We start from the raw sequence: 26,355 nt of genomic DNA, 5'->3' as shown, positions 1-26,355 counted from the left end.
AACAGATTCAAAAAAGGAGCTGTTTAGCTCCTTTTTGAATCACTCCCATTTTCTATTATCCTGAAAAACTGTTTGCTTCCCAATTATTTTTCCTAACACAACAAATACAATATAAACACATATTGCTTGCATTACAATATTCCCAAATTTCATTAATTCAAATGAATGAATCCATCTGAATAATTCATTTAATAATACAATCGAAACGATACTAAATAATTCTATACTAATCGAAAATATACATATTTCTAAAATAGATTGCTCTTGAATCCGATTTAAGTTGGAAAAGATGAATACATATCCTAAAAATAGAGCCATCAACTCTATTTTCGTCATGCTAATAAGCCAAGCGTATAGTGGTACAGTTAAAAGTAGATATAGTAGTTTACGTCTTAGCATGCCTTCTCACCTCTAAATTATATGTATTTTCTGTATATTTTAACATTTATTACTCAAAACAAAAAGAAGAGACTCATGCCTCTTCTTTTTGTTTTACTGCCTGTATTAATTCACATATTTCTTCTCGTTTTTCATTTTCTAAAAGCTCAATAACTTTACTTCCAACGACAACACCGTCACATATTGTAATCATTTCTTCTACATGTTCCTTTGTTGAAATACCGAACCCTGCCACTACCGGTAAATGCGTATGTGATTTTACTTTTTCTAAGTAACTATGAATCTCATCTTTAAAGTTTTGACGTACTCCTGTTACGCCCACTACTGTAACGGCGTAGACGAACCCTTCTGATTCACTCGTAATTTTTTTGATTCGCTCAATTGGGCTCGTAACGGTAACGAGTGGGATTAAAGCGATATTTGCAGTGCGGAGAAGCGGTGCAATAATGTCTTGTTCTTCATACGGTAAGTCTGGAACGATAATACCATCCACACCGGCCTCTAAGCATCTCTCAATGAATCGTTCTTTTCCGAATGCAAGTACTGGATTTAAATATGTCATGAGTACAAATGGAATTTGTAATTCTTTCCTTACTTCTGCTAGCGCTTGAAAGATACCTTTTACTGTTACACCACTATCTAACGCTCTTTTTCCTGCTCTTTGAATCGTTGGACCGTCTGCAACTGGATCTGAAAATGGAATGCCAATTTCAACGATACTTGCCCCTGCTTCATCTAGAAATCGAATTCTTTCTTTTAGTTTTTCAAGGCCACCATCTCCACCCATTACATACGGAATAAATGCTTTTTTACCATTTTCAAACGCTACTTTAATTTTTTCTACTCCCATTTTTTACACCTCTTCCATATAACGTTTTATACTCTCTACATCTTTATCACCACGGCCAGATAAGCAAATGACAAGTCCTTCATCTTGCTTCATTTTCGGAGCTAATTTTAATGCATATGCAACAGCATGTGAACTTTCTAACGCTGGGATAATCCCTTCTTTTTTCGTTAATAATTGAAATGCTTCTAACGCTTCATTATCTGTAATCGAATGATAAGAAACACGCCCAATATCTTTTAATAAACTATGTTCTGGTCCAACGCCTGGATAATCTAGTCCTGCTGAAATAGAATGAGCTTCTTGAATTTGTCCTTCTTCATTTTGCAGAAGATACATCATCGATCCGTGTAAAACACCGACACTTCCTTTCGTTAAAGTGGCTGCATGTTTTTCTGTATGAACGCCTTTTCCAGCTGCTTCAACGCCGTAAAGAGCAACTTCTTCATCGTGTACGAACGGATAAAACATTCCCATCGCATTACTACCACCGCCAATACAAGCAACGACCGCTTCTGGTAACTTTCCTTCTAACGCTTCATATTGTTTTTTCGTTTCTTTCCCAATTACACTTTGGAAATCTCGGACAATTTGCGGGAATGGATGCGGTCCGAGAACGGATCCCATAATGTAGTGCGTATCATGCACATGTGAAACCCAGTAGCGAAGCGCCTCGTTCACCGCATCTTTTAATGTACCGCTACCTGCCGCTACACTTTCTACTTTCGCTCCGAGTAATTCCATCCGGAACACATTTAATTTTTGACGTCTCACATCTTCTTCTCCCATAAAGATGACGCATTCTACTCCGAGAAGGGCACATACAGTAGCTGTTGCAACTCCGTGTTGTCCTGCCCCCGTTTCAGCGACAACTTTTTTCTTACCCATTCTTACTGCAAGAAGTGCCTGACCGATTGTATTGTTAATTTTATGAGCTCCTGTATGGTTCAAATCTTCACGTTTTAAATAAATCTTTGCACCGCCGCAATACTTCGTCATATTTTCAGCGAAATAAAGCGGTGTTTCTCTCCCTACGTACGTTTTTAAATAATGATTTAATTCCTTTTGGAACGCTTCATCTTGCATCGCTTCTTTATATGCTTCTTCTAGTTCCAATACAGATTGCATTAACGTTTCTGGAACGTATCGTCCTCCGTATATACCGTAATGTCCTTTTTCATCTGGATATGCGTAGTTCATTTGGAACACTCCTTCGCTTTTATAATAAATTGTTTTATTTTCTTTAGATCTTTTTTTCCTTCAGTCTCTACTCCACTACTCACATCCACCATATATGGCTGAATAGCTCGAATTGCTTCTTCTATATTAGAGATGTTTAATCCACCAGCTAATATCGTTTTTGATCGCAACTCGTTTGGCATATGTGCAAGTAGTTCCCATGAAAATTTCTTTCCATTTCCTCCGTGAAACTTTTCTTTTGGGCTATCAAACAATATATAATCCACTTCATATGTTTGAGCGTTTTTCATATCCTCTTCTGAAGTTACTCCGAGCGCTTTTATAGACAGAATATTCAATTTTCTAATCTGATAATTATCTTCATCCCCATGTAGTTGCACATGTGTTAACCCGCACTCATCTGCAATTTTTTGAATTACTTCAACTGATTCATTTACGAAAACACCGACCTTTAACACATTTGCTGGAAGCTCCTGAATGATTTCTTTCGCTAGCTCTGGAGGGATTTTTCGCTTACTTTCTGCAAAAACAAATCCGAGTGCATCTGTTCCGTATTCGCAAGCACGTTTTGCCGTTTTCATATCAGTGATCCCGCAAATTTTCACTTTCATACGTTCACCTTACAATCTTCAAAAAAAGTGCGAATAGAAGATGATGTCATAAGCGCTTCTCCAACTAATACACCTTTTGCTCCTGCTTTTTTAACACGAATAATATCCTCTTTTGAATGGATACCACTTTCGCTAATCCAAAGTAATTTCTCCTCATTTAATCGTGTTCCAAGCTTTTCTGTTTGGCCTAAATCGACTTCAAATGTTTTCAAATTACGGTTGTTAATACCAATAACGTGTGGATTTAATTGGATTGCAATTTCTAATTCCTGTTCATCATGAACTTCAACGATCGCTTCTAATCCTTTTTCTAGTACGTAGCTATACAGCTCTTTTAATTTCTCTTTCGTTAAAGCGGCTACGATTAGTAAAATAATATCTGCACCAGCTTCATACGCTCTATCGATTTGAATCTTATCGATTATGAAATCTTTACATAAAAGAGGAATGTTACTTTCTTCTCTTGCCGTTTGTAAATCATGAAAAGATCCTTTAAAAAATTGTCCGTCTGTTAAAACCGAAACTGCTCCTGCGCCGCAATCTTCATATGTTTTTACTTGTTTTCGTACATCAACGTGTAAATTAATATCTCCTTTTGATGGTGATGCTCGCTTTACTTCTGCAATGACAGTAAACTGCTGTAATGCTTCTACAAGTGAATGTGTCTTTCTACTTTCTTTTATTGGTGTATACGTTTCATATAATGCCGCAACTTCCGTTTTCTTTTGGTCTACAATTTTGTCTAAAATCGTCCCCACTTTAATTCACCCTTTCTAATTTTTCATTACTTGCTGTAATTAATAAGTTTAGTTTCGCTAATGCTTTTCCAGAGTCAATGCTATGTGCTGCGAGTTTAATTCCTTCTTCAATTGTTTCTGCTTTTCCATTTGCGAAAAGGGCCAGACCTGCATTTAATAAAACAGTATCGCGATAGACGCTCTTTTCTCCGCTTAATACTCCAAGCGTAATCTTTGCATTTTCTTTCGAATTCCCACCTCTTATCTCTTCGTTTTTCACTATTGGAAAACCATATTTCTCAGGTTCAATACTCGTTTCTACTATTTCATTATCTTTTAAAATAACAACATGATTTTCTCCTTGCAATGATGCTTCATCTAAAAATCCACTTCCGTTTACGACAAGTGCTTGTTTTCTTCCTAGTTTCTGTAATACTTGTGCAACTGGTAGTAACATATCTCGTTTATAAATGCCGACAAATTGTGTTTCTAAATTCACCGGATTTGTTAAAGGGCCTATTAAGTTAAAGATCGTCGGAACATTTAATTCTTTTCTTATTTTCATAATGCGCCTTAATGCTGGGTGCATCGCTGGTGCGAATAAAAATGCGACTCCGACATGCTCTAATAAATAATCAATTTCGTTTGGCGTACTACTAATATTTACACCGAGTTCTTCTAATAAATCCGCACTTCCTGTTTTACTAGAAACAGCACGATTACCATGTTTTGCAACTTTTACACCTGATCCCGCCAGTACAAATGCCGATGTTGTGCTAATATTAAACGTTTGGGCACCGTCACCACCTGTCCCGCAATTGTCCATCGCACCTTGTATATGATTCGAAAACGGTAATGCCTTTTCGCGAAGAGCTCGAACAAGACCGTATATTTCTTCTGCTGTTTCACCTTTCGCTTTCAGTAAGACTAAGAAAGCTGCAATTTCACTTTCCAATATATTTTCATTTAATAAAAGAAGCCCTGCTCTATACATCTCCTCTTCTGTTAAATGTTGCCCCTCCACTAATTTACGAAGATAGTTATTCATACTCTTTCCTCCTCTTTCACTTCGCCTAAAAAGGCACGTATTAAATTTCCGCCTTCTTCTGTTGCGATTGATTCCGGATGAAACTGTAATCCAAAGAGCAGATAATAATTGTGACGAACTGCCATAATTTCTCCGTCGTCCATCGCTGTCGCTAGTATGTCAAAACACTCTGGCAAGCTCGTTTGTGCTGCAACAAGCGAATGATAGCGCATCGCCGTTAATGGCTGTTTTACATATGAAAAGATTGAAGTCCCATTATGTTTCACACGTGATGTTTTTCCATGTTTAATGCGTTCCGCTCTAACAATTTCTCCTCCAAATGCCGATATAATTGCTTGATGACCAAGGCAAATACCTAATATGGGAACGTTCTTATAAAAATGACGGATGACATCAATACAAATCCCAGCATCTTCTGGTTTTCCTGGTCCTGGTGAAAGCACAATTCCTTTTGGGTTCATCTCTTCTAACTGCCCTATCGTTATTTCATCATTTCTTACGACTACAATTTCTTCTTCGTATTCCCCTAACAATTGATACAAGTTATATGTGAATGAATCATAATTATCGATCAGTACAATCATTTCATTACCTCCAAAAGCGCTCTCGCTTTATTTAATGTTTCTTCATATTCAGCTACTGGATCTGAATCGTAAACGATACCCGCTCCTGCCTGAACGTATGCTTTTTCATCTTTTACGACCATTGTTCGAATGGCAAGCGCCATATCAAGATTTCCAGAAAAACTAACGTATCCAACTGCACCGGCATATACATTTCTTTTTTCATTCTCTAGTTCATTTATAATTTCCATTGCCCTAATTTTCGGTGCGCCTGAAACTGTCCCCGCCGGTAAGCAGTACGCTAATGCATCAAATCCACTCATCCGTTTTCGCAATGTTCCGTAAACTTCAGATACAATGTGCATAACGTGAGAGTATTTTTCTACTTTCATATATTTATCTATCGTAACTGAACCGATTTCACTCACTCTACCAATATCGTTTCGCCCAAGATCTACAAGCATCATATGCTCCGCTCGCTCTTTCTCATTTTCTAGCAGTTCTTTTTCAATTTCCGTATCTTCCTGCTTCGTTTTCCCTCTCGGCCTCGTACCGGCAATTGGATTCGTCATCACTTTCTCGTCTCTTACTGATAACAAACTTTCTGGCGAAGAACCGAGTACAACATAATCTTGAAAATCGATATAAAACATATATGGTGATGGGTTTGCAATGCGCAGTTTGCGGTATAAAGCGAAAGGATCACCAATACATTCACTTTGCAAACGCTGAGATAATACGACTTGGAATATGTCCCCGGCTCGAATGTGTTCTTTCGCCGTTTCTACCATCGCGCAAAATTCTTTTTCCGTTATAGAAGAAGTGAATGATAATGTTGATTTTATTTCAGTTACTTCAGCTTCTTCTCCCTGTAGCAATTCCTCTTTGTATGCTCGTAGCCTTTCGTATACTTCTTCATAAGAAGCTACATCATCTTCCCTGCATACATATACAAATGATAATTTTTGGCGTAAGTGGTCATATACGATAAACTCACGATATAGTAAAAGGTGTACTTCTGGAATATTTAATGGGTCGTGTAAATCCACGCCTATATTTTCATATTGCCGAATGACATCATAGCCAATATAACCAACTGCTCCTCCGCAAAATGGAAGTGGACTGTCTACTTGTGTTGACGCGATTACTTCTTCTAACAATTGTAGTACGTTACCTTGCAATTCTTCTGTTTGACCGTAAATCGTTCGTTCCACTTCTGTACCGATACTTTTCACTTCACCATACGGATTACATCCTAAGTAAGAATAGCGTCCTTTATCTTGATGAAGTTGTGAGCTTTCTAATAAGAACCTCTTCTTACCTTTCATACGTCTATATAAAGAAATTGGCGTAATGCTATCTCCTTCTTCTTCAGCGATTACTAAAAATGTTTTTCTTTGTTCTTTCTGTTTTATAAATTCCTCTTTTGTCATCATGTCTTTCACCTCATCCTGAAAAATAAAAAAGTCCTCTACATATCAAAAATATGTAGAGGACGATAAGTTTACCGTGGTACCACCTCATGTTGGACGCAAAAGCATCCCGCTTTATTCAGGTACAAAATATATACCTTATCCTTGTAACGGCGGAACCCGGGTTGCCTACTGAAAATAATTGTTCAGCATACCTCTCGTAAGCCCATTCCGCATATGGCACCGCACCGGGCTCCCACCTATCCCCGGCTCTCTGTAACGTCTCCAATATACGTACTCTTCTTACTTAAACGATTTCATTTATTTAATTTTTTATACACAAAAAGGGAGTACTCATCCTATAGAAAGGACGGGTACTCCCGTGGTGCCACCTTAATTCGTTACGAACGTAACGCACTTTACCGTATCAAAAACAATACGTGTCTCTTGTATCGATGAGATCATGTCGCCAAAGCCTACTTCTTTCGTTTCGGTTTGGAAGCTCCGAAGCCCATTCCACATCAATTCCATACTGATTCGCACCAACCATCAGCTCTCTGACATGTTCATCATGTGTACTCTTCTTCATCAACGCTTGCATTTTTTTAAGTTGCACTCATTATAGACCTAACTTTTTTCACAAGTCAATACTTTTTAAAAAATTTTATTTTTCTCTCCTTTCAATATTATATTGACAAAACAACCTCTTTTTATGTAAATATAATAAATACTCTATTAAAATTAAGTTTTTTTGTCTGAATGTTATATATTAAAAAAGTAAAATGACGTCAAAAAACGCTTACATTTCTGAAAATTCATATTTCTGTATGGATTTTTCAGAATAATCATGATAGATTATAAATATGCATAACGCATCAAAAGACATGACAAAAGGAAGGGGAACTACATGAGTACGCAGATGTTAACTTTAACTTCAATCTCTATCTACATGCTCGGGATGTTAGTAATTGGCTATTTCGCCTATAAACGAACGTCCAACTTAACAGATTATATGCTTGGCGGGCGTACACTAGGCCCCGCAGTAACAGCATTAAGTGCTGGAGCAGCTGATATGAGTGGTTGGCTTTTAATGGGCTTACCCGGTGCAATGTTTAGCGTTGGATTAAGTAGTAGTTGGATTGCGATCGGCCTCACATTAGGCGCATACGCAAACTGGATCTATGTCGCTCCTCGCTTACGTACCTACTCTGAAATTGCAAACAACTCTATTACTATCCCAGAATTTTTGGAACACCGTTTCCACGACAAATCCCATATGCTACGCCTAGTATCTGGACTTGTTATTATGATATTTTTCACGTTTTATGTAGCTTCAGGATTTGTCTCTGGCGCTGTATTATTCGAAAATTCATTTGGACTCAATTACCATGTTGGTCTTCTTATCGTTGGTGGAGTTGTCGTAGCTTACACATTATTTGGTGGATTTCTAGCTGTAAGTTGGACAGACTTCGTGCAAGGAATCATTATGGTAGTCGCTCTTATTCTTGTTCCAGTCGTAACAATTATGCACGTAAATGGACTTGGTCCAGCATTTGAAACAATTAAATCTATCGATCCGGCATTATTAGATATTTTTAAAGGCACTTCTGTATTAGGAATTATTTCATTATTCGCATGGGGCCTTGGTTATGTTGGACAACCACATATTATCGTACGTTTTATGGCGATTTCTTCTGTGAAAGAAATTAAAAGCGCACGACGCATTGGTATGAGCTGGATGATTTTCTCTGTTGCTGGAGCTATGTTTACTGGCCTTATCGGTATTGCATACTATTCAAAAGCAGGTTTAAAACTTTCTGATCCAGAAACGATTTTCGTTGAACTTGGCACTATTTTATTCCATCCACTTATTACTGGATTTTTATTAGCAGCGATTTTAGCAGCGGTTATGAGTACAATTTCATCTCAGTTACTCGTTACTTCTAGTGCTATAACAGAAGATTTATATCGTACATTCTTTAAACGTTCTGCTTCTGATAAAGAACTTGTATTTGTCGGTCGTATGGCTGTTCTTGTTATTGCATTAGTTGGGTGTGCATTAGCGTTTAAACAAAATGATACGATTTTAGCTCTTGTTGGATACGCTTGGGCTGGATTTGGTTCTTCATTCGGACCTGCTATTTTATTAAGCTTATATTGGAAACGCATGACAAAATGGGGCGCACTTGCTGGCATGATTTCTGGTGCTGCGACTGTTATTATATGGACACAATTTAAATTCTTAAAAGACTTCTTATATGAAATGATTCCTGGTTTCGCTATTAGTTTACTAGTGATCATAATTGTTAGTTTACTAACGCAACCTTCAAAAGAAGTTGAAAAACAATTTGAGGATTTTGAAAAACAACATAATCTATAAAGGGAAAGCTCTGCTGTTATCGTATCAGCAGAGCTTTCTTTTTATCAAAGTTCGACAATCTTCTGTTCGAATTTAACAATTTCTTTATGTTTCGTTAAATTAAACATAACACTACTCCTTTATAGTAATACTATCAGCACTTATACAGAAAGGGGACTCCAACATGTTAGCAGCTTTCCAGCAACAACAAACACGAAAATTTTCACCTATCACAAATACTTCTGCGTCTTGTTTGAACATACAACCTAATCCACCTAAAATTTCAATTGCTCCTTCTGTTATTTCAGTCATCGGTGTTCATATGGAAAAAAATAAGTTGAAAGTAAGAACGGGACAAAGCATTGAGTTATCAGCTTCCGTTTTGCCAGTGCAAGCAACGAATAAAGAACTTATTTGGACAAATATGAATGCTGATGTCATCACGATGTATCCAAAAGGTGATACGGTAACGATTACTGGAAAAAGTGCCGGAAGAGCAGTCGTAATTGTCACAACTGCTGAAGGCAAATTCCGTGACCTTTGTATCATTCATGTACAACCTTATATGACAAATCCAAAGTAAAAGAGTGGCTACGAAACCACTCTTTTACTTTGTTTCAATGTGTGGATTTTTACTTTTAACTAAATTGATGAATTGTTTCTTATCTTTAGGAGAAATAATTTCTGTTTTATGTGTGCAGTAAACAATTTCAAGTCGGTCAAATGATAAAGCATGAGCTGCTATTGGATTTTTCGTATTTGAAATTTGTTTTATATCTCGTATAAATATACGTTTTGTAACGAGACCCGATCTAATCGTAATTATTTCTTCCCCGACAATATATTTTGTTGAAAACCAACTCCAGCTAAACAATATTGCTAATGGAATCGTAAAAAGCAAAAGAAAATATTCTCTCCCTACAAAAATTGGCGCAAAACAAGCACCCAAAACAATGAAAAAAATTGGATATAACCATGTATCTTTTTTTGATGGAAATTCCATTTCCCTCCCCCTTCTATACCCGTATTTCTATAAAACAAAAAGAGAAGTATCACAACTTCTCTTTTCTCCCCTAACACTATAATTCCTGTGTATACACCGGCTCGTTTACGACATTTTTTGCTGTTCGCTTTTGTTGCTGTAATAAGAAAACAGATACACCAAACAATACGAGCATGCTACCGATCATTTGCATTGCATTTAATTTTTCTCCAAGTAAGAAGAACGCAAGTATAGATGCTCCAACAGGTTCTCCTAAAATACTCATTGAAATTGTCGTTGCATTTACATAATTTAACAGCCAGTTATTAATTACATGTGACACTGTTGGCACAACCGCAAGTAAAAGAAAAACGGTCCAATCCCACTTCGTATAACCTGTAAAAGGTACTTGCAACACTATATTATAAATCCCCATAAAAATACCTGCGAATGTAAAGACTGTAAAGCTGTAAATCCAGTGTGATACTTTCTTTACTGTCGTTTGCCCGATAAATAAATAACCGACAACCGCTATTACACTTAAAAAGGATAATATATCTCCATAAATTGCTTGTTCACTTAGTCCTAAATCTCCCCACCCAATACACATTACGCCTAGTATCGCAATTCCCATTGTCGCAATAGCTGAGTATGTTGTTCTTTCTTTAAATAAGAAAAACCCCCCAACTAAAGATATGATCGGTTGAAGCGCTAAAATAATCGTCGAACTAGCAACTGTTGTATGCTTTAAAGATTCAAACCATAAAAGAAAATGAAGTGCTAAAAAGAAACCAGATCCAATTAAAAAGCCCCAATCTTTCATTTGAATCCTATTAAATTCCTCTCTTTTTTTCCATACGATAGGCAGCATAATAAATACGATAATCCATAAGCGGTACATACTTAATATTGAAGATGGTGCTGAGGACATCTTTACAAAAACTGCTGCAAAGGAAATGGCAATTATAGAAATAGCCAATGGTAGTGCGATTGATTTTTCTTGTTTCAAATCCTGTCTCCCCTCTCACCTGTCAAAAATCCCACTTCATTATATCCGTTTTCTTTCGTAACTTAAATACTAATTTTTTAGATTCTTCGTACCATTATGGTAAAATAAAAATTAAGGCACCAATTAGTGAATATTTCTTTCCTTTTCACTACAAGCGTCGCTCTTACAATCGTTACAGTAAATTTTTATTTAGGGGGATCTACATGAGTCAAACAATAGGGAGAATTGAAGAAATTTCATTTTATAGCGCATCACTTCAAGAAGACGTTACACTTCTCGTTTATTTACCAGTAAATTACACACCACTGCACAAACATACAGTTGTAATTGCACAAGATGGTAGAGATTATTTTCAGCTCGGTAAAGCGCACCGTGTAATTGAGCGCCTTCGTGAAACCGAAGAAATTGACCGTACAATTATTGTCGGTATTCCATATAAAAATGTACATGATCGTAAAGAAAAATATTTTCCAAATGAAGTGAAAAATGCTGCATATATTCGTTTCCTTGCTCATGAACTTGCACCATATATTGATGAAAATTATCCAACGTACCAAATGGGAAAAGGTCGTGTGTTAATTGGTGATTCTCTTGGCGGAACAGTTTCCTTTATGACTGCACTTATGTATCCGCATACATTCGGTAAAGTCGTTATGCAATCACCATTTGTGGACGAAACAGTGATGACCTTAGCAAAAGACTTCAAAAATCCAGAGGCACTAGAGCTTTATCACGTCATTGGGACAGAAGAAACAGCTGTAAAGCGCACTGATGGGCAAGTATCTGATTTCGTACAACCGAACCGTGAGCTCAATACACTTCTGACAGATAGAAATTTCATCACGCATTACGAGGAGTTTGAAGGTAATCATACGTGGAAATATTGGCAAACTGATTTACCGAAAGCTTTCTCTCGTATGCTATCAATGAAATAATAGAGAGCAGTATTCAGAATAATTTGATATAATAGGTTAAGAGAGTTATTTTCTCAAAATCTAACTAGACTTACAAAGGGAGGAATTGGAACATGAAATTAGGCATTGTAATTTTTCCATCTAAAATGATTCAAGATAAAGCGAACGGATTGCGTAAACGTTATGATCCGCACTACGCATTAGTTCCGCCACATATTACATTGAAAACACCCTTTGAGACGCAGGATGATCAACTAGAATCGATTGTAAACGAGTTACATACAATCGCAAGTAAAACGAACCCTTTCACCCTTCATGTCGGAAAAGTTGGTTCATTCGCACCTGTTAATAATGTTCTTTATTTTAAAGTAGAAAAAACACCTGAACTTACTTTCTTAAATGAGGAAATGCATAGCGAATTCTTCACACAAGAACGCGAATACGCTTTCGTACCTCATTTAACAATTGGACAAGGCCTATCAGATGCAGAGCATGCTGATGTATTAGGTCGATTACGTATGAAAGATTTCTATTATGAACAACCAATTGATCGCTTCCATCTTCTATATCAATTAGAAAATGGGACATGGACTGTACATGAAACATTCCGCCTTGGAAAGGGGAACAACTAATTTGCACGCACAGATCGTACAAACAGACGAACAACTAAGAGATGCATTCTCTGTACGTAAGCAAGTATTTGTGAATGAACAACAAGTTTCTGCCGAAGAAGAGTATGATGAGTTTGAAGAAACTTCGATACACGTTGTTATATACGATAATGATATTCCCGTTGGTGCTGGTCGTTTTCGCACCATTGATGGCATTGGAAAAATGGAGCGTATTTGTGTACTAGCTTCCCATCGCAAAAAAGGCATTGGAAAAATTATTATGGATGCACTTGAAGCACATGCGAAGGAACACTCGCTACCAAAATTGAAGCTGCATGCCCAAACACATGCTGAAGACTTCTATAAAAAACTTGGATATGTAACGAATTCTGATGTATTTATGGAAGCAAATATTCCTCACATCGTTATGATAAAAGAATTGTAATTTGAAAACAGGAGGTATCCCCTCCTGTTTTTTACATTGCTATTTTCTTTTTCTTCCGCTAAAGTTAAATGTTGATGCTATAGTTTTGAAGGTGAATATATGACACAAGAAAAATTTTCACAAAAATCATTAACGCACGCTGATATTCCACGTGCAACATATCATATTCCGAAAACATCTACCCATTTAATTATGGAAGAAGATGCAGATGCGGCGTATTTCCGCGCGCTCGAACAGCAAAATGTATTTTTAAACGAAAAACAGTTAGAGGCCGTCCGAACGACAGAAGGTCCTGTTCTTACATTGGCTGGTGCTGGAAGCGGAAAAACATCTGTTTTAACAACCCGCGTAGGTTATTTAGTAAATGTAAAACAAGTTCATCCGCGAAATATTTTATTGCTTACATTTACACAAAAAGCGGCTGAAGAAATCCGAAATCGTGTAGCGAATTTACCGGGTATGAATCATGCGGCAAGTAGCTACGTTGTTGCTGGTACGTTCCACTCTGTCTTTTTAAAATTGCTTCGTAGTCAAGGATATAATCAGCAAATTTTAGCAAACGAAAAACATAAACAAATTATGATAAAGAAAATTTTAAAAGAGTTACGTTTAAAAGATGATTATGATGCTGAAACGATGCTCGCGATGATTTCACTTGAGAAAAACAAATTGAATCGTCCGAAAGATGTAAAAGCAAAAACACCCGTTGAACAAGAATTTAAAGAAGTATATGAGCGTTTTGAAGAAGTGAAACAACGATATAATTATATCGATTTCGATGACATCTTATTAGAAACATATTATATGTTAGAAAATAATGCTCCTTTGCTTACTCAATTACAACAACGTTTCCACTATATTGAAGTAGATGAGTTCCAAGATACATCGTATGCACAATATGAAATTGTAAAATTGTTAGCTTCGCCAAGAAATAATTTGTTTATCGCAGGTGATGACGACCAGGCGATATATGGCTGGCGAGGAGCAAGTCACCAAATTATTTTATCTTTTCCAAAAGAATTTGATAACACTACGATTATCGCACTTAATACGAATTATCGATCCAATCCTTTTATCGTCGGACTTGGAAATGAAGTTATCAAACTAAATCAAGAGCGTTTTGATAAAGAGCTATATTCTGTGCGCGAAGAAGGTGTACAACCTTTTTACGCAAGACCGGCTACGACTCTTGATGAAGCAAACCAAATTTTACAGCTCATTCAAGAAAAGGTAGATAGCGGTGAACGAAACTATAAAGATTTTTGTTTACTGTATCGCACACATTCTGTAAGCCGTTCGTTACTCGATCAGCTTACAATTCATAAAATCCCATTTATTAAGCACGGTGCGAGTCAGTCATTTTATGAACATTCTTTAATTAAGCCTGTATTAGACCATTTAAGACTGGTGATTGAGCCGTTTCGATTAGAATCCCTTTCAAACATATTGCCAACGATGTATATCGGGCGTGATGATTGTATTTCATTTATTGAACGTGAACAATGGAAATATGGTGAAGGTCGTTTTCCTTCTCTTCTTCATTTCTTACTATTAAATCCAAGCTTGAAGCCTTTTCAAGTGAAAAAGGTAAATGAGCGTATCGATTTTATTAAATTTATTAAAGAATTAGAACCGAAAAAAGCATTAAAAGAAATTATTCATGGTAAAGGAAAGTATTTAGAGTACTTACAAAGTAACGATCGTTCTTCCTTTACGATGCATAAAGATATACAAGAAGAAATGTTAGAAGAATTAATGGAGTCCGCAAATCGTTTCACCGATATTCCAGCTTATTTACAATTTATTGGTGAAGCAATTCAAGGTCAAAAGGAAATGGAAGCATTAAAAACAATGCCGCAAAAAGATGCTGTTTCGCTTATGTCTATCCATAACGCAAAAGGCCTTGAATTTCCATGCGTCTTTTTACTTGGAGCGAGCGATGGTATTCTACCCCATACTTCTTCTTTAAAAGATGCAAATGATCGTGTTACAGAGACTTCTGAAGCGTTAGAAGAAGAACGCCGACTACTTTATGTCGCAATTACACGTGCGAAAGAAGAACTTTACATTTCCTCTCCGCAATTTTTCAGAGGAAAAAAATTAGATATATCTCGTTTTTTATATACAGTGCGAAAAGATTTATCTGAAAAGACATCCACTAAATAAGGATGTCTTTTTTTATATTGCATTATGTACATCTCTACTATATAAATTCCCTGCTTTTATCGTAAGAATTAACGTAATATCAACCATATCTCACTCATATTGTAATAGTGTATGTCAGAACTCAGGATAAGGAGTGAACATAATGAGCTGCAATTGTAACGAAGACCATCATCACCATGATTGTGATTTCAACTGTGTATCAAATGTCGTTCGTTTTATACATGAATTACAAGAATGCGCAACTACAACATGCGGATCTGGTTGCGAAGTTCCATTTTTAGGAGCACATAACACTGCATCAGTAGCGAATACACGTCCTTTTATTTTATACACAAAAACTGGAGATCCTTTTCAAGCATTTGCACCATCAGGAAGTCTTACTAGCTGTAGAACTCCAATTTTCCGTGTTGAAAGCATTGATGATGATGATTGTGCTGTGTTACGTGCATTAACTGTAGTACTGGGTGATGGTTCCCCTGTCCCAATTGATAACGATCCAATTTGTACGTTTTTAAATGTACCAAATGCAAGGTTAATATCGACATCTATTTGCCTTACTGTTGATTTAAGCTGCTTCTGCGCTATTCAATGCTTGCGTGATGTTACAATTTAAAACTAAATAATGAGTTAAGCATGGATTGGGTGGCAGAATTCTCTGCCACCCAATCCATGCTTAAAAGGTATTATTATGTATTTTTTATAAAATTGGGAACTTGTCTAGAACATAGAACCTGTCCTTTTCATTAACTGAAAGTAGAAACAGATAAAGGAGTGAAAAACATGTACTCTTCTGATTGCGAATTTACGAAAATCGATTGCGAGGCAAAACCGGCTAGTTCACTACCTGCCTTCGGTTTTGCTTTCAACGCTTCTGCACCTCAGTTCGCTTCACTATTTACACCATTACTATTACCTAGTGTAAGTCCAAACCCCAATATTACTGTTCCTGTAATAAATGATACAGTAAGTGTTGGAGATGGTATCCGAATTCTACGAGCTGGTATTTATCAAATCAGTTATACATTAACAATTAGTCTTGATAACGCACCTGTTGCACCAGAAGCTGGTCGTTTCTTCTTATCATTAAATACACCAGCTAACATTATTCCTGGATCAGGTACAGCGGTTCGTTCTAACGTTATTGGTACTGGTGAAGTAGACGTATCCAGTGGTGTTATTCTTATTAACTTAAACCCTGGTGACTTAGTTCAAATTGTACCAGTTGAATTGATTGGAACTGTAGACATCCGTGCGGCAGCATTAACAGTTGCACAAATTAGCTAGTAAAAAGCGGTATTTCTTCACTAGAAATACCGCTTTTTATATGTATAATAAAAAACACTCACAGTAACATGAGTGTTTCATTCTTCATAGTGTTTTATTGTATTCTTCTTTTTCCCACAATTACATCCTTTTTTCTTTACAAATCCTTGTTGTTGCAATTGTTCTTGATATGCCTGTTGTTGCAATTGGTGTTGTTGCTGTATATGATACCATTGCTGCAGGTCATATGAATTTTGCCTTGGATTATTGCTCACAGCAAACATCTCCTCTACTGTCAATTCTGTCTATTTACTATATGAACAACTCTTTATTTCCGTTCCCTCATTCTTTTAAACTCCGCTTTTTCTCGTATTATGTAAATATACTATTCTCCCATAAAATATCCTGTAATCGTTTCAATGATTGCTGCGGCTCCTGCAATAGCTAATAATGCAAGTAACGGTTCTGCAACGATAGGAATCCAATTATATAAAACTAATAAAAAAGCACTAACCCATACACCTGTACACCAATAACAACTTAATAATTCGCCAATCCACTTTCTTAATCCTTTCCCTTTTACTTTTGTAAACGTTGATACACTCCCATCCGGCTCTGTAACCTCTAACTCATCAATAAATGGTCTTCGCAAAAAAGCTGTAATTTTATCATAAACAATTAAACGAGTGAGCCTAAAAGCAGCTAACGCGAAAATAAAAAATAAAAGCCAGCTTGTAAACAGCATAATTCCACCTTCCCTTATCTTCTTTCGCCTATTTAAAAAAAAAGGTCTTGAGATTGTGACCAAATCTCCTCGACTCCAATATCTTATTAATGTAAATACAAACAAGAAGATAAGGAGTGACATTAATGAGTTGTAACGAAAATAAACACCATAGCTCTTCTCATTGTGTAGTTGACGTTGTAAAATTCATCAATGAATTACAAGATTGTTCTAGTTCAACATGTGGTTCTGGTTGTGAAATTCCATTTTTAGGAGCTCATAACACTACATCAGTAGCAAATACACGCCCTTTTATTGTATACACAAAAACTGGAGACCCTTTTCAAGCATTTGCACCATCAGGAAGTCTTACTAGCTGCAGATCTCCAATTTTCCGCGTTGAGAGTGTAGATGATGATAGCTGTGCTGTGCTACGTGTGTTAACTGTAGTATTAGGTGATGGATCCCCTGTACCAATTGATAACGATCCAATCTGTACGTTTTTAAATGTACCAAATGCAAGATTAATATCAACATCTACTTGCATTACTGTTGATTTAAACTGCTTCTGTGCTATTCAGTGCTTACGCGATGTTACTATTTAACAAGTAAACTAAAAAACTATTGGGGTGGTAGAAGCTTTCTACCACCTTTACATATTTAAAAACCGGCCATATCAATCGATTTGATGTCTTCTATAGATAACCTAATATCTCTCATACTATTTGGCGGCATAATAGCTACAATTCCACTACGATACGATATGATTGATCCAACATATGAGACTGTAGCCGTTTTTATTCTGCACCTTACTTTCGGAATGTAATGAGGGCGATTTAATAAAAAATGAATTTTCTCTTCATTATTCATGTCCTTAAATGATTTATTATACGGAACAGTTCTCACTGGCTCTTTCTGTACTTGTTCTTGTACTTGTTCCTCTTCTTCTATTTTTTCTTCTACTTGCTGCTCTTCTTGTTGTTCCTGTTCTTGTTCTATTACCTCTTCCACAGCACTACTTACAACATTTTCATTTCCATTACTTTCCTCTTTCCGATCCTCATTTTCAAAGTTTGTTAAAATAATTCTTTTTATTTTCGGTGCAGCAAGTTCCAAATTTACTTGTGCAATATATAACAACGGTTTTCCAACTGTTGAACTTTTATTTTTATTCTTCACACTCGTCCCTCCCACTTCCATACGTAGCTGTATAAATCGTGTACTATTATAGTTATATTCATAACGTGGTAAGAACTTTCGTTAAAAATCGTTCTTTCTAAGAACAAATAAAAAGGACAATCTCAACATGTAGAGATTGTCCTTTAAAAATTAATATTATATTTATCCTAGGATATGATACCCTGAATCAACGTGAATGTTTTCTCCTGTTACGCCGCGTGCTAAATCACTGAATAAGAATACTGCCGTATCCCCAACTTCTTCTGGAGTTGTTGTACGACGAAGTGGTGCGCGTTCCTCAATTTCTCTTAAGATTGAGTTAAAGTCGCCTACACCTTTTGCAGATAACGTACGAATTGGTCCTGCAGAGATAGCGTTAACGCGAATGCCATGTTGACCTAAATCATTTGCTAAATATTTCACGCTCGCTTCTAATGAAGCTTTCGCAACACCCATAACGTTATAATTTTTCACAACGCGCTCGCCGCCAAGATATGTTAACGTTAAAATATTTCCGCCTTCTGTCATTACTTTCTTCGCTTCTCTTGCTACAGCTGTTAAAGAGAATGCACTAATATTTTGTGCAAGTAAAAATCCATCGCGAGAAGTATCTACAAATTCACCTTTTAAATCGTCACGATTTGCAAAAGCAATACAGTGTGCAACACCGTGAATTGTACCAACTTCTTGCTTGATTGTTTCAAAACAAGCTGTAAGTTCTTCATCATTTGTTACATCACAAGGTAATACAAGTGATTCTTGTCCTTCTAATGTATCCGCTAATTCACGAACGTTTCTCTCTAAACGTTCTCCTGCATATGTGAAGATTAATTTTGCACCTGCATTATGCAAAGAGCGAGCAATTCCCCACGCAATACTTCTTTGGTTCGCAACGCCCATAACAACAAATGTTTTCCCTTGTAATAGTTCCATGATATATCCTCCCAGAAATACTTATACTTGTTATTAGTACCTGATACTATAATTATAGTACCATAAAACCTCTTAAAGGCAAACAAAAAAGTCATTAACGTAAATTTTGTTAATGACTTTTTGTTTCTATAAAAAACCGCTCTAATCCTTCCTCCCAAGAAGGCATTTGTAAAAAACCATTTAATCGTAGCATGTTATGTTGGAAAATAGAATATTTTGGCCGCGCTGCTGCCGCCCCAAATTCTTCGGTTGAAACAGGTAATACATTCACTTTCATTTTTGCATACGAAAATATTTTTTGGGCAAATTCAAACCAAGAACATGAACCTCTATTTGATACATGATACGTACCGTATAAAGAAGTATGAATGAGCTTATTAATCATTACATTTAAATCCGCCACATAAGTAGGAGAACCGATTTGATCCGCTACAACAGATACTTCCGCTCTTTCTTTACCTAATCGCATCATCGTTTTCACAAAATTATTTCCATACTTACCATATAACCACGATGTACGAACGATAAAGTATTTATTATGTAACTCTTTGACAAACTGCTCTCCCGCATACTTAGAAGCTCCGTATATATTGATCGGCGCCGGATTATGAAATTCATCGTATCCCTCCGGTCTATCGCCCTGAAATACATAATCAGTACTAATATAAACTAACTTCGCTCCTACTAATTGTGAAGAAACCGCTACATTTCGAGCTCCTATTGCATTGATTCTATAAGCTAGATCTTGTTCTTTCTCAGCATGATCAACCTTCGTATACGCCGCACAATGAATAATTATATGTGGCCTTATTTCTTGTACCACTTGCTGCATTCGGGATATATTTGTTATATCTAGTAACTTTTTATCAAATGGATATATGTCATATTCTTCAGGATTTAACTCTTCTTGTAGTTGCTTTCCTAATTGACCATTTGCTCCTGTTATGATAACCCGCTCTTTCATTTATATGCCCCTTACTGTTTTAATGGTTTCCACCATTCCTTATTCTTCTCATACCATTGCACTGTTTCTTGTAATCCTTGCTCAAACGTATACTTCGGTTCCCAATCAAATTCATTCTTCATTTTCTCTGCATCAATCGCATAACGACGATCGTGTCCTAAACGGTCTGTCACATATTCAATATCTTTTTTCGTTTTTCCTAAGAGAGTAATGATTTGTTCCACAACATCTATATTTGTTTTTTCATTATTTCCACCTATATTATATACTTCTCCTATACGCCCCTCATGCAGAACAACGTCAATCGCACTACAATGATCCGTTACATGTAACCAATCTCTTACATTTAATCCATCACCATATAACGGTAATTTTTTTCCTTCCAGCGCATTCGTAATCATTAACGGAATTAATTTTTCAGGATATTGATACGGCCCATAGTTATTGGAGCAACGCGTTACTATAACTGGTAATTGATATGTTTTATAATAAGATAAAGCTATCATGTCGGCGCTCGCTTTGCTTGAAGAATATGGACTATTTGGAGCTAACGGGGTTTCCTCGGTAAATCTACCTATCTTACCTAACGAGCCGTACACCTCATCTGTTGATACTTGCACGAGTTTAATATGTGGATATTTTTTTACTAATTCTAATAAGGTGACTGTCCCAATTACATTTGTATCATAAAAAGGAATCGGATTCTCAATACTACGGTCCACATGTGATTCAGCTGCGAAATTTACAATTACTTGCACGTCACGTTCCTTAATAACATATTCCAGCAGCTCTCCATTTTGAATTTCCCCTTTTACAAAATAGTAATTCGGATGATCTTGAATAGACTTTACATTATTTAAGTTTCCACTATATGTTAATGCATCAAAATTAATAATCTTATGTGTTTCATAGCTTTGTAACATGTAATGAATAAAATTACTTCCAATAAATCCGGCCCCACCTGTTACTAATATATTCATAAGCAACTCTCCTACTCAAAAGCTATCTTCATATTCCTGAAGTAACGGTAATATTCGATCTTTATCAGACAAAATAGGACTTGTTACCGGCCATGGAATTGCTAATTCTTTATCGTCCCAAATTACCCCTGAGTCATGATCGGCACTATAATACTCATCTACTTTATACATAACAATAGTATGCGGAACAAGTGTACAAAAACCATGTGCAAATCCTTTTGGCACTAATAATTGCCGATGATTATCCGCACTTAAAATATATCCTCTCCACTGTTTAAACGTTGGTGAATCTTTTCGTAAATCAACGATAACATCATAGATTGCCCCTTGCATAACTTGAATAAGTTTCGTTTGTGCTTTCGGATTTTTTTGAAAGTGTAATCCCCGAATCGTTCCCGCTTCTGTTGAATAAGAAATATTATCCTGTACAAATGAATACGTAACCCCTAATGTTTCTAGCACCTTCTTATTATAACTTTCAGTAAAAAAGCCACGCTCATCTCCAAATAACCTCGGTTCCAACAATTTTGCGTCGGTAAAGTTTGTTTCTAGAACTTTCATATTCTCACCTATTCTCCGTTAAACTGTTTACCAAAGTTTATATCCCGCGCTAACGTATTCGCCCTTTGAAGAGAAACATGAGTTCCCGCATCAGTCCACCAACCACTCATTTCATTATAAGTAAGTACCCCTCGCTTTAAATACCAATTATTAATATCTGTAATTTCAAGTTCTCCCCTTGCGGAAGGTTTTAATTCTTTTATATAAGAAAAGACTTTCGGGTCATACAAATAAATTCCTGTAACTGCATAGGAACTTTTCGGCTCTTTCGGCTTTTCTTCAATTTCAATTATTTTTCGGTTTTGAATATGCGCCACGCCAAATCTCTCCGGATCATCTACAGATTGCAGCAGTACTTTCGCACCTTCTTTTTGATTTGCAAACTCTTCCACGTACGGACGAATGTCATCTGAAAAGATATTATCCCCTAATATAACTACCATACGATCTTTCCCAACGAAATCCTCACAAAGCCCTAATGCTTGTGCAATTCCGCCAGCCTTATCTTGCACACGATACGTAAAGGACACCCCAAACTCTTGACCGCTTCCTAAAAAACTAACAACATCTCCCATATGCTCTTTACCTGTAATAATCATAATATCTGTAATTTCGCATTGTTTTAGCTTATATACCGCATGATAAATCATTGGATAACGTCCAACAGGAAGCAAATGTTTATTCGTTACTTTCGTTATTGGATATAGCCTCGATCCAGTACCGCCTGCTAAAATAATCCCTTTCACTCTGCATCTCTCCCTTATGATGGAGATAATATATCTTTATACTGTTCTACAAACACTTTTCGATCTTTCTCATATGTATCCGCATCAAATTCATCTCCGTTATAATGAATACACCATAAATTTGATTGATTTGGGATACCAATTAAATAACCAGCCCTTTGAAACTCTAAAGACTGTGATACATCATAAAAGTGGAACCCTTGAAACAAATCTTCTCGCCACGGAATATCATACTGCGTTGCCATGAATAGGCCATCAATTGCCTGCACCGACATAAAAGATTGGCTTCCATAAAACCCCTGATCTAAATTTAATAATTGATAATTCCGTCTTCTATACTCAATCACTTTTCCTACTAAATTTTTCCCTTCCCACCATATCCCGTTACTCGGTAAAAACTGTGCACCAGCTACCCCAATTAAACCAAGTTTTTCGTTATCTTTAAAAAGAGAAATAAGTGTATAAAACATCTCTCGATTAATAAGATAAGTATCCTGATGTATATAAACCTTATACTTCGCGGGATATGAAAGTGCTCGGTTATATGCACTTGCCATACTTTTTGCATCTCGTATCGGAAAAATTTGTACGACATAATCAGGGGGAACAAAAAGATTTCTTATTTGTCTCTCGCATTGTTCAAATAGCTCTTCATTATTTACACAAACAACAACTAATATTGTACGATCCTTCATTTTGTAGCCCCTCTATTCGTCTTGATTTACATCTGACATATAGTTCTCCACAAATATCTTTCTATACTTGTCATAGTTGGTCATATTCACATCAATATGATAGTGAATGCACCACGCATCACGTTGTACAGGAACCCCAACTGTATAGCCAGCTTTTCTAAATTCAAATGACTGAGATACATCATAATAGTCAAACCCATCAAACAAGTCTTCTCGCCACGGAATATCGTATTGCGTTGCCATCAATAAACCGTCGATACATTCCACAGGCATAAATGTTTTTGACTCATGGTACGGCTGTTCTTGAGTTGCCATATAAAATAAATCGTTCATATAACCAATTACTTTCCCAACAACTCCTCTGCCTTCATTCCATATCCCGTTTGGAGGAACATATTGGGCTCCAATCATTCCAATCATTCCAAGATGTTCATGTTCGTTAAATAATTGAAGTAATCCATATAAAAATGCCACATTCATAATGAAAACATCTTGGTGTATATATACTTTATATTTCGCTGGATGCGAAAGCGCTTGATTATATCCGCTCGTCATACTTTTCGCATTCCGAATTGGCATAAATTGTACAATATATCCTGGAGGCACTCCCAATCTCAATATATGCCGCACGCACTGTGCATACATTTTCCGATCATTTATACACGTAACAAATAATATTGTTTTTTCAGCAGCACTCATAACTGCGATTTTTCTGCTTCAATAATATACTGAAATACGACCGTCTCAGCCATGAAGCCACTTCCAAGACGATATTTCTTACAAATTCCATATAACTCCTCAATTAACGGTTCATACATTTTATGATCAATATATACACGATCTACTTTACTAATCGAATATCCTGCTTTTAAAAACATTCGGAGCATTTCATTAAATGTAAAGAAACGAATATGCGTTTTATCTAATAAACCATATTCTGTATACGTCCAATTTCCAGCAAGTAACGGCGCTAATACTGAAATATGAGCAACGTTTGGTATACTTGCTAAAATTACACCATTTTCTTTTATATATGGCTTTACTTTTTCTATTACAGCCCAAGGATCAAATAAATGCTCTAATACATCCCCAAATATGACGCAATCAAATTGCTCCTCCTCATAAGGAAGATCTATTTTTTCTATATCCCCTAAAATCACATGATCAAGTCTTTCTTTTGCTTTTTCTGCCGCCTCTGGGAATGCCTCAATTCCAGATACACGTGTGCCATTTTCTTTTATAGCTGCTCCCAATGCACCGCCCGAGCAACCAATATCAAGAACTTCTTTCCATTCCTTTTTTATGTGCTTTAATAAATTCGGATTCGCTGCATTGTAATAATGCTCGGACTTTTCTTCATATAGAGAACTTTTTTCACGATTCATTTTACACACTCCTTATGCAAATTGAATTTGAAATATAAATCTCATTCACCTAATATTGGTTCCATTTCTGATACACTAATATATAACCAATCTATTAGAGTTAGAATAACGATAAACCATTTCTAACAAAACGAAACTTATTACACTTTATATTGTTTATCAAAAACATCCCGAAAATATTTGCGGTTATATTCGATTGCAGCATTATTTGGAACATAAGCAGCTGCTAATTCGTTGTAATAATAAGCTTTGTCTTGCTCTCCTAACTTGCTATAACAAATACACATTTGTAAATAGGGAAGCCATGTGTAGCTCGCTGGACTATGAAATGGACTCTCCGTTGCCATTGGTACTTCTGTTGCAAGTTTAAACCAAAATATCGCTTCATTATATTTTTGTTGTTCCATATATATATATCCTATTCTTGTACAATTCTCTCCTCTAGGGACATCATACCGAAACGACTTCACGCAAGATTCAACTGCCTTCTCCCACATTCCAATCTTTGCATAGCAATCTCCTAACTTGCCACATGCATAAATTTTCTCTTCATACCATCCTTCGTCTTGATTAAGGAATGTTTCATATAGAATAACTGCATCATCATATTTTTGGTTATCCATAGATTCATTTGCGTAATAAAATAAATCTCTCGGACTCAATTCTTCTCCAGCTGCTACAGCATTTTGAAAAATTTTCAAATTACGATTTGTTACCTTTTTTTCTTTTTTATGTGTAATAGCAACATTACTACTAAAAGTTTCACCAGAAATAGCTAAATACTCATGAACCTTTCCAAACCATTGAAATTGTTTTTCACGCTTTACAAGTCGATTTCTTTTTGTACAATATAAAGGTTTCCCGTTAGAATCCATTGCAAGATGATAAGGCATCGAAACAGCATCAATTTTAGGATCTAATTCTCTTTTTAAGAGTTTCAATGCTTCTTGAGCATCTTCTAATAATACGTCATCTGCATCTAGCCACAATATATACTCTTGCGTTGCTTTTGAAAAAGAAAAATTTCTCGCTGCCGCAAAATCATTAATCCATGGAAAGTCATATATGTTAGAGGTATATTGAGCTACAATTTCTTTCGTTCGATCAATAGAACCTGTATCAACTATAATAATTTCATCAACAATTTTTTCGACTGCATCTAAACATCGACCTATTGTATCTTCCTCATCTCGAACAATCATACATAAACTAATTGTAATTCCTTGCTTGTTCAACATAATCACCCTCTTCCAAATCAATCATATGTTATACATACAATAAACTTTCCACTTTTTTAACTTGCACAAGCAGTTTAAGATTTCTTTTCAATAATTCAAATGTCCGTGTCATTTTCTTCCGGTTTTGCATCTACTATATAATGAACGCTTTATGGAGGTGAATTTATGTCAAATAATAATTATTCAGATGGATTGAATCCCGATGAATCTTTATCAGCTAGTGCATTTGACCCTAATCTTGTAGGACCAACATTACCACCAATACCACCGTTTACCCTTCCTACCGGACCTACTGGACCTACTGGGCCGACTGGGCCGACTGGGCCAACTGTACCAACTGGGCCTACTGGGCCGACTGGACCTACTGGTGACACTGGCGCTACT

The 26,355-nt window shown here is 36.3% G+C and carries 32 protein-coding genes and 2 other annotated features; of the genes, 10 read left to right on the top strand and 22 right to left on the bottom strand.

The window, feature by feature from the left end; genetic code table 11:
• Positions 1–39 precede the first annotated feature (39 nt).
• The 8 genes from ACYVEC_RS08525 to trpE form a co-directional block, all read right to left on the bottom strand.
• Positions 40–399 (bottom strand): DUF4029 domain-containing protein, encoded by a 360-nt coding sequence (locus ACYVEC_RS08525; protein WP_063224570.1) that lies wholly within the window; start codon positions 397–399, stop codon positions 40–42.
• A 73-nt stretch (positions 400–472) separates the two neighbouring features.
• The gene (trpA, locus tag ACYVEC_RS08520) at positions 473–1,249 is read right to left on the bottom strand and encodes a tryptophan synthase subunit alpha (protein WP_460506150.1); all 777 of its coding nucleotides are present in this window, start codon (positions 1,247–1,249) and stop codon (positions 473–475) included.
• A 3-nt stretch (positions 1,250–1,252) separates the two neighbouring features.
• Positions 1,253–2,446, bottom strand: coding sequence for a tryptophan synthase subunit beta (gene trpB / locus ACYVEC_RS08515; protein WP_098555447.1), 1,194 nt, complete (start codon positions 2,444–2,446; stop codon positions 1,253–1,255).
• Complete coding sequence (locus ACYVEC_RS08510; RefSeq protein ID WP_199677673.1) at positions 2,443–3,057, bottom strand: phosphoribosylanthranilate isomerase; 615 nt, start codon at positions 3,055–3,057, stop codon at positions 2,443–2,445. Before ACYVEC_RS08510 ends, trpB begins: the two co-directional genes overlap by 4 nt.
• Complete coding sequence (gene trpC, locus ACYVEC_RS08505; RefSeq protein ID WP_063224574.1) at positions 3,054–3,815, bottom strand: indole-3-glycerol phosphate synthase TrpC; 762 nt, start codon at positions 3,813–3,815, stop codon at positions 3,054–3,056. The genes ACYVEC_RS08510 and trpC overlap by 4 nt, the downstream gene beginning before the upstream one ends.
• A gap of 1 nt (position 3,816) precedes the next feature.
• Complete coding sequence (gene trpD / locus ACYVEC_RS08500; protein ID WP_063224575.1) at positions 3,817–4,842, bottom strand: anthranilate phosphoribosyltransferase; 1,026 nt, start codon at positions 4,840–4,842, stop codon at positions 3,817–3,819.
• Positions 4,839–5,426: an anthranilate synthase component II gene (locus ACYVEC_RS08495; RefSeq protein ID WP_275718911.1), complete on the bottom strand. Its 588-nt coding sequence runs from the start codon at positions 5,424–5,426 to the stop codon at positions 4,839–4,841. The genes trpD and ACYVEC_RS08495 overlap by 4 nt, the downstream gene beginning before the upstream one ends.
• Complete coding sequence (trpE, locus tag ACYVEC_RS08490) at positions 5,423–6,841, bottom strand: anthranilate synthase component I (protein ID WP_199677675.1); 1,419 nt, start codon at positions 6,839–6,841, stop codon at positions 5,423–5,425. Before trpE ends, ACYVEC_RS08495 begins: the two co-directional genes overlap by 4 nt.
• A gap of 52 nt (positions 6,842–6,893) precedes the next feature.
• Positions 6,894–7,138, bottom strand: a binding site (T-box leader).
• A 42-nt stretch (positions 7,139–7,180) separates the two neighbouring features.
• Positions 7,181–7,418: a binding site (T-box leader), on the bottom strand.
• Between the two features lie 306 nt (positions 7,419–7,724).
• On the opposite strand from trpE, the gene putP reads away from it, so the two are divergent.
• Positions 7,725–9,197, top strand: a complete 1,473-nt coding sequence (gene putP, locus ACYVEC_RS08485; protein WP_098555444.1) for a sodium/proline symporter PutP — start codon at positions 7,725–7,727, stop codon at positions 9,195–9,197.
• Between the two features lie 163 nt (positions 9,198–9,360).
• Complete coding sequence (locus ACYVEC_RS08480; RefSeq protein ID WP_063224579.1) at positions 9,361–9,759, top strand: Ig-like domain-containing protein; 399 nt, start codon at positions 9,361–9,363, stop codon at positions 9,757–9,759.
• Between the two features lie 24 nt (positions 9,760–9,783).
• Here ACYVEC_RS08480 and ACYVEC_RS08475 read toward each other — a convergent pair whose 3' ends face one another.
• Entirely contained in the window at positions 9,784–10,179 is a 396-nt protein-coding gene (locus ACYVEC_RS08475) for a PH domain-containing protein (RefSeq protein WP_098555443.1), read from the bottom strand.
• Positions 10,180–10,255: 76 nt separating this feature from the next.
• Positions 10,256–11,167 carry a DMT family transporter gene (locus tag ACYVEC_RS08470; RefSeq protein WP_063224581.1) on the bottom strand — a complete coding sequence of 304 codons (912 nt, stop codon included), beginning with the start codon at positions 11,165–11,167 and terminating at the stop codon, positions 10,256–10,258.
• A 203-nt stretch (positions 11,168–11,370) separates the two neighbouring features.
• Here ACYVEC_RS08470 and ACYVEC_RS08465 point away from each other — a divergent pair, with 203 nt between their 5' ends.
• The 6 genes from ACYVEC_RS08465 (at position 11,371) to exsF (ending at position 16,587) form a co-directional block, all read left to right on the top strand.
• Entirely contained in the window at positions 11,371–12,102 is a 732-nt protein-coding gene (locus ACYVEC_RS08465; protein ID WP_063224582.1) for an alpha/beta hydrolase, read from the top strand.
• A 92-nt stretch (positions 12,103–12,194) separates the two neighbouring features.
• Complete coding sequence (locus tag ACYVEC_RS08460; protein WP_063224583.1) at positions 12,195–12,713, top strand: YjcG family protein; 519 nt, start codon at positions 12,195–12,197, stop codon at positions 12,711–12,713.
• A gap of 1 nt (position 12,714) precedes the next feature.
• Positions 12,715–13,137, top strand: a complete 423-nt coding sequence (locus tag ACYVEC_RS08455; protein ID WP_242250983.1) for a GNAT family N-acetyltransferase — start codon at positions 12,715–12,717, stop codon at positions 13,135–13,137.
• Positions 13,138–13,236: 99 nt separating this feature from the next.
• The gene (locus ACYVEC_RS08450; protein ID WP_063224585.1) at positions 13,237–15,303 is read left to right on the top strand and encodes an ATP-dependent helicase; all 2,067 of its coding nucleotides are present in this window, start codon (positions 13,237–13,239) and stop codon (positions 15,301–15,303) included.
• Positions 15,304–15,445: 142 nt separating this feature from the next.
• On the top strand, positions 15,446–15,916 hold the full coding sequence (gene cotY, locus ACYVEC_RS08445) for a spore coat protein CotY (RefSeq protein WP_063224586.1): 471 nt from the start codon (positions 15,446–15,448) through the stop codon (positions 15,914–15,916).
• 167 nt (positions 15,917–16,083) lie between these two features.
• A complete protein-coding gene (exsF, locus tag ACYVEC_RS08440; RefSeq protein WP_063224587.1) occupies positions 16,084–16,587 on the top strand; it encodes an exosporium protein ExsF in 504 nt (167 codons plus the stop codon).
• 77 nt (positions 16,588–16,664) lie between these two features.
• Here exsF and ACYVEC_RS08435 read toward each other — a convergent pair whose 3' ends face one another.
• Together ACYVEC_RS08435 and ACYVEC_RS08430 are read right to left on the bottom strand one after the other, a co-directional pair.
• Entirely contained in the window at positions 16,665–16,850 is a 186-nt protein-coding gene (locus tag ACYVEC_RS08435; RefSeq protein ID WP_063224588.1) for a hypothetical protein, read from the bottom strand.
• A 101-nt stretch (positions 16,851–16,951) separates the two neighbouring features.
• Positions 16,952–17,311, bottom strand: coding sequence for a DUF1360 domain-containing protein (locus tag ACYVEC_RS08430; protein WP_063224589.1), 360 nt, complete (start codon positions 17,309–17,311; stop codon positions 16,952–16,954).
• Positions 17,312–17,436: 125 nt separating this feature from the next.
• Between ACYVEC_RS08430 and ACYVEC_RS08425 the strand changes: the two genes are divergently transcribed.
• Entirely contained in the window at positions 17,437–17,895 is a 459-nt protein-coding gene (locus tag ACYVEC_RS08425; RefSeq protein WP_063224590.1) for a CotY/CotZ family spore coat protein, read from the top strand.
• 55 nt (positions 17,896–17,950) lie between these two features.
• On the opposite strand, the gene ACYVEC_RS08420 is transcribed toward ACYVEC_RS08425, so the two are convergent.
• The 10 genes from ACYVEC_RS08420 to ACYVEC_RS08375 all read right to left on the bottom strand — a co-directional run bounded on the left by ACYVEC_RS08420 (position 17,951) and on the right by ACYVEC_RS08375 (position 25,971).
• Positions 17,951–18,490, bottom strand: a complete 540-nt coding sequence (locus ACYVEC_RS08420; RefSeq protein WP_063224591.1) for a spore coat CotO family protein — start codon at positions 18,488–18,490, stop codon at positions 17,951–17,953.
• Between the two features lie 141 nt (positions 18,491–18,631).
• Positions 18,632–19,402 (bottom strand): enoyl-ACP reductase FabI, encoded by a 771-nt coding sequence (gene fabI / locus ACYVEC_RS08415; protein WP_000421885.1) that lies wholly within the window; start codon positions 19,400–19,402, stop codon positions 18,632–18,634.
• 109 nt (positions 19,403–19,511) lie between these two features.
• Positions 19,512–20,366, bottom strand: a complete 855-nt coding sequence (rfbD, locus tag ACYVEC_RS08410) for a dTDP-4-dehydrorhamnose reductase (protein WP_199677676.1) — start codon at positions 20,364–20,366, stop codon at positions 19,512–19,514.
• Between the two features lie 11 nt (positions 20,367–20,377).
• On the bottom strand, positions 20,378–21,346 hold the full coding sequence (gene rfbB, locus ACYVEC_RS08405; protein WP_063224593.1) for a dTDP-glucose 4,6-dehydratase: 969 nt from the start codon (positions 21,344–21,346) through the stop codon (positions 20,378–20,380).
• A 15-nt stretch (positions 21,347–21,361) separates the two neighbouring features.
• Complete coding sequence (rfbC, locus tag ACYVEC_RS08400) at positions 21,362–21,907, bottom strand: dTDP-4-dehydrorhamnose 3,5-epimerase (protein WP_063224594.1); 546 nt, start codon at positions 21,905–21,907, stop codon at positions 21,362–21,364.
• A gap of 8 nt (positions 21,908–21,915) precedes the next feature.
• Positions 21,916–22,653: a sugar phosphate nucleotidyltransferase gene (locus ACYVEC_RS08395; protein WP_336448295.1), complete on the bottom strand. Its 738-nt coding sequence runs from the start codon at positions 22,651–22,653 to the stop codon at positions 21,916–21,918.
• Positions 22,654–22,667: 14 nt separating this feature from the next.
• The gene (locus tag ACYVEC_RS08390; protein WP_000654997.1) at positions 22,668–23,348 is read right to left on the bottom strand and encodes a glycosyltransferase family protein; all 681 of its coding nucleotides are present in this window, start codon (positions 23,346–23,348) and stop codon (positions 22,668–22,670) included.
• Positions 23,349–23,360: 12 nt separating this feature from the next.
• Positions 23,361–24,047, bottom strand: a complete 687-nt coding sequence (locus ACYVEC_RS08385; RefSeq protein ID WP_001271201.1) for a glycosyltransferase family protein — start codon at positions 24,045–24,047, stop codon at positions 23,361–23,363.
• On the bottom strand, positions 24,044–24,733 hold the full coding sequence (locus ACYVEC_RS08380; protein WP_063224595.1) for a class I SAM-dependent methyltransferase: 690 nt from the start codon (positions 24,731–24,733) through the stop codon (positions 24,044–24,046). Before ACYVEC_RS08380 ends, ACYVEC_RS08385 begins: the two co-directional genes overlap by 4 nt.
• A 140-nt stretch (positions 24,734–24,873) precedes the next feature.
• Positions 24,874–25,971, bottom strand: a complete 1,098-nt coding sequence (locus ACYVEC_RS08375; protein WP_063224596.1) for a glycosyltransferase — start codon at positions 25,969–25,971, stop codon at positions 24,874–24,876.
• A 165-nt stretch (positions 25,972–26,136) separates the two neighbouring features.
• Between ACYVEC_RS08375 and ACYVEC_RS08370 the strand changes: the two genes are divergently transcribed.
• A partial coding sequence (locus ACYVEC_RS08370; protein ID WP_460506137.1) for an exosporium leader peptide-containing protein occupies positions 26,137–26,355 on the top strand: 219 nt, incomplete at its 3' end.

The organism is Bacillus sp. MN7755, assembly GCF_054771475.1.
This window is presented reverse-complemented; position numbering and strand designations above follow the sequence as displayed.

Coding starts and splice junctions, on each gene's coding strand:
- ACYVEC_RS08525 (WP_063224570.1), bottom strand. CDS start 399: ATGCTAAGACGTAAACTACTATATCTACTTTTAACTGTACCACTATAC.
- trpA (WP_460506150.1), bottom strand. CDS start 1,249: ATGGGAGTAGAAAAAATTAAAGTAGCGTTTGAAAATGGTAAAAAAGCA.
- trpB (WP_098555447.1), bottom strand. CDS start 2,446: ATGAACTACGCATATCCAGATGAAAAAGGACATTACGGTATATACGGA.
- ACYVEC_RS08510 (WP_199677673.1), bottom strand. CDS start 3,057: ATGAAAGTGAAAATTTGCGGGATCACTGATATGAAAACGGCAAAACGT.
- trpD (WP_063224575.1), bottom strand. CDS start 4,842: ATGAATAACTATCTTCGTAAATTAGTGGAGGGGCAACATTTAACAGAA.
- ACYVEC_RS08495 (WP_275718911.1), bottom strand. CDS start 5,426: ATGATTGTACTGATCGATAATTATGATTCATTCACATATAACTTGTAT.
- trpE (WP_199677675.1), bottom strand. CDS start 6,841: ATGATGACAAAAGAGGAATTTATAAAACAGAAAGAACAAAGAAAAACA.
- putP (WP_098555444.1), top strand. CDS start 7,725: ATGAGTACGCAGATGTTAACTTTAACTTCAATCTCTATCTACATGCTC.
- ACYVEC_RS08480 (WP_063224579.1), top strand. CDS start 9,361: ATGTTAGCAGCTTTCCAGCAACAACAAACACGAAAATTTTCACCTATC.
- ACYVEC_RS08475 (WP_098555443.1), bottom strand. CDS start 10,179: ATGGAATTTCCATCAAAAAAAGATACATGGTTATATCCAATTTTTTTC.
- ACYVEC_RS08465 (WP_063224582.1), top strand. CDS start 11,371: ATGAGTCAAACAATAGGGAGAATTGAAGAAATTTCATTTTATAGCGCA.
- ACYVEC_RS08460 (WP_063224583.1), top strand. CDS start 12,195: ATGAAATTAGGCATTGTAATTTTTCCATCTAAAATGATTCAAGATAAA.
- ACYVEC_RS08450 (WP_063224585.1), top strand. CDS start 13,237: ATGACACAAGAAAAATTTTCACAAAAATCATTAACGCACGCTGATATT.
- cotY (WP_063224586.1), top strand. CDS start 15,446: ATGAGCTGCAATTGTAACGAAGACCATCATCACCATGATTGTGATTTC.
- exsF (WP_063224587.1), top strand. CDS start 16,084: ATGTACTCTTCTGATTGCGAATTTACGAAAATCGATTGCGAGGCAAAA.
- ACYVEC_RS08435 (WP_063224588.1), bottom strand. CDS start 16,850: ATGTTTGCTGTGAGCAATAATCCAAGGCAAAATTCATATGACCTGCAG.
- ACYVEC_RS08430 (WP_063224589.1), bottom strand. CDS start 17,311: ATGCTGTTTACAAGCTGGCTTTTATTTTTTATTTTCGCGTTAGCTGCT.
- ACYVEC_RS08425 (WP_063224590.1), top strand. CDS start 17,437: ATGAGTTGTAACGAAAATAAACACCATAGCTCTTCTCATTGTGTAGTT.
- ACYVEC_RS08420 (WP_063224591.1), bottom strand. CDS start 18,490: ATGGAAGTGGGAGGGACGAGTGTGAAGAATAAAAATAAAAGTTCAACA.
- fabI (WP_000421885.1), bottom strand. CDS start 19,402: ATGGAACTATTACAAGGGAAAACATTTGTTGTTATGGGCGTTGCGAAC.
- rfbD (WP_199677676.1), bottom strand. CDS start 20,366: ATGAAAGAGCGGGTTATCATAACAGGAGCAAATGGTCAATTAGGAAAG.
- rfbB (WP_063224593.1), bottom strand. CDS start 21,346: ATGAATATATTAGTAACAGGTGGGGCCGGATTTATTGGAAGTAATTTT.
- rfbC (WP_063224594.1), bottom strand. CDS start 21,907: ATGAAAGTTCTAGAAACAAACTTTACCGACGCAAAATTGTTGGAACCG.
- ACYVEC_RS08390 (WP_000654997.1), bottom strand. CDS start 23,348: ATGAAGGATCGTACAATATTAGTTGTTGTTTGTGTAAATAATGAAGAG.
- ACYVEC_RS08385 (WP_001271201.1), bottom strand. CDS start 24,047: ATGAGTGCTGCTGAAAAAACAATATTATTTGTTACGTGTATAAATGAT.
- ACYVEC_RS08380 (WP_063224595.1), bottom strand. CDS start 24,733: ATGAATCGTGAAAAAAGTTCTCTATATGAAGAAAAGTCCGAGCATTAT.
- ACYVEC_RS08375 (WP_063224596.1), bottom strand. CDS start 25,971: ATGTTGAACAAGCAAGGAATTACAATTAGTTTATGTATGATTGTTCGA.